Annotated in this window: 2 protein-coding genes; both read left to right on the forward strand. The window is 67.5% G+C overall.

From position 1 onward, the window contains the following. The first annotated feature begins 280 nt into the window (after positions 1-280). Positions 281-802, forward strand: coding sequence for a hypothetical protein (locus BJF77_RS00695; protein WP_139318367.1), 522 nt, complete (start codon positions 281-283; stop codon positions 800-802). A gap of 6 nt (positions 803-808) precedes the next feature. Further along, the coding region (locus BJF77_RS00700; protein WP_139318368.1) for a relaxase/mobilization nuclease domain-containing protein at positions 809-2,724 on the forward strand (1,916 nt) is incomplete at its 3' end.

Here is a 2,724-nt window from a genome sequence, read left to right on the forward strand (position 1 = left end):
GGGGGGATTGCTGGCTACCGTCCGTCAGGGCTGCTATAGCAGCTGCTATAACAGGGAGCGTCGTCTGCTATAGCAGGGCGTCCGTGTAGCTGCTATAGCAGAGCGCGGTGCGTCGCGGTCATGGGTATCGCGCGCGGAGCATTCGGGTTAGAATAGTGGTGGGTGCGATTGGCACGCGTGTAGAAGCGCACCCGCCCGGCGAGTAGGTACGAGCCGGGTCCGGCATACATAGGCGGCACGCAACGTCAGCGTTGTGTTGCGAGCCGAGAGTGTGATTGCCGTGAGTGCCAAGAAGACCGAGAGTCGTTCTGAGGTCGTGAGCACCCGCCTGACGTTGGATGAGCGGGTGCATCTCGAGCGTATTAGGAAGATCGAGCCCGCCCTGGGATCGCCCGCTGCAGCGCTCCGTCGTCTCGTCTGCTCGTCCATGCGGCCGGGCGGCAGCGTCCCTGTTGAGGCGACGACGGACGTGGCTACTGATGATGACTCTCGTCGCGAGGCGCGCATCCCCGCCGGCGTCGACGATGCGCGTGCCCTGCGCGACGCCGTGTTGCAGACCCGGGACGATCTGCGTGCATCCGTCGCTGGTCTCGAGAGTCAGGCGCGAGCCCAGGGTCATCTGCTCAACCAGATCGCCCGCGCATGCAACGGCGCTGCTCGCCACGGAGTCCCGACGGGATTCGATGAGCACCAGATCGCCGTGCTGAGCGACGAGCAGGAGCGTCTGTCTCTCGCCGTCGTGGAGCTGGCGTCTGTGGTCGATAAGAAGATGGCGGAACTCAACCGCAAGACGCGGCGGTGATCGGCCATGCAGAGCAAGATCATCCCCACTGACTCGACGACCGCGACGATCCGCTACGTCATGTCGCCGAAGGCCCGTAGCAAGCAGAGGGTGGAGGAGCGCGTCGCGCAGGTGTACGCCCAACACTCTGGGATCTCGACCGCCGCCGCGGACTTCCTCGACCTCCGACAGGAGCACGGCCAGCAGGGCAAGGTGCGCAAGAGCAAGGGTCGCTACTACGAGCCGGACGATGCTGCTGAGGCGACGCACCTCAAGGTCGGGAAGAACTGGCGGCCGGCTCGCCCCGGTGAGACGGCGACGCATGTCCGTGTCGCACCGGAGAACGAGTACGAGCTCTGCCATGAGGGCTACCACATGGAGTACAGCTTCGCTCCGCATGAGGTGAACCCGGATGATCCGCAGCAGACGGCCGAGGCGTTCCGGTTCGTCCAGGAGAGCCTGACCGAGATGTATCCGGGCGAGCAGATGCTCATGGTCGGTCAGACCGACGCCGAGGGGTCCGAGGCTGCGCGCGAGCGTGGCGAGGGCGGCAAGTACCACGTCCACGTGGTCATCAACTCCGTGATCGCCAAGGACATGGTGGTCGAGGGCGAACGCTACCGTGCGGGGCAGCGCCTGCGGGGCACGCTGACCGACATCGACGAGCTGCGCCGTCGTATGGACGAGCGTCTCAATGAGCGCCATGCGGAGTACGGCCTGCCCGCCCAGACTCTTGCCCCGGTCGGCAGCGAGCAGTACGAGCGGGGTAAGAGCGATCCTGCGACGTACTGGGCACGTCTCAAGGGAAAGCTCACCGACAAGGAGAAGGTGCGCGAGGGTGTCGACCTGGCGATCGAGCACATGTCGGTGACCTACGCCGGATCTCTGGCCGGTCTGGATCGCAACGATCGGATGCGCACCTTCAGCGACACGCTCGAGGCAGTCACCGATGGCGATGTGACGACGTCGCTGCGCGAGACGAAGGCTGGCGACGTGAAGCTGCGCAGCTTCAAGGTCGTCGGTCGGAGCAACCCGTTCGCGAAGCGGTCGCTCGGCCCCCGCTTCGGAGATGACGGAGTGCAGGACCAGCTCGAGCAGGTCGCCCAGGGCACCTGGGAGCGCGTGGCCGCCCACCAGGATCTGACGCACCTCCCGCCGCGCGAGGTCGGCGAGCTGCCGGGCGTCGAGCGACAGCAACTGCTCAAGGACCTCGAGGCGCTGGCGGCGCAACACGGTCGGTCGCCGGTGACCAAGATGCCGGCGATCAAGCCTTTCGAGCGCGAGGCGCCAGCCGTCTCGGCCCGTGATCGCGCCTCTGCTGCCCTCGATGACCTCTGGGCCGAGCAGCAGGCACTGGACACCCCCGAGAGCCGCGCGGCCCTGGACCGTGACATCCGCGGTGGAGGACCTGATCCTCTCGCTACGCAGGGAGCTCAGGACAAGGACGACGACCTCGAGGTCGCACCGCGCCGTCGGCGACGGGCGATGACCGACGAGGACCGCGAGCGCGACGAGAAGGCCCCGACGGTCACGGAGCCCGTGCAGTCCCCGCAGACGGCTCAGGAGCCGGTCGCGGCACCTCCTGCCGCCCAGGAGGCTGCTGAGCCGTCCGAGGCCCGTCAGGAGCCGCGGGCGTACACCCGGCCGCGTGAACCGGAGCAGCCGAAGAAGGCTCTCGCCTTCGACGGGTTCGTCGGCGTGAGGCGGACCGGCCTCGAGATGATCGCGCTGCAGAGCGAGCGGTCACCTCAGATGCTCGACATCCAGCTGCGTGCGGGGACCGAGGATGCCTGGGGCCGGCAGGTGCTCAGCCTGGGGCGCACCGAGGGCCGCGATCATGGCTACCGGGCCTACCCCGAGAGCACGCTCCGCGACCTTGAGCGAGCCGCCGGCGACAACCGCGGCGAGGCGAAGGGCCGCCACGTCCTCGGCTTCCGGGCAAA

It is taken from the genome of Kocuria sp. CNJ-770 (assembly GCF_001942375.1).
Classification (GTDB): domain Bacteria; phylum Actinomycetota; class Actinomycetes; order Actinomycetales; family Micrococcaceae; genus Kocuria; species Kocuria oceani.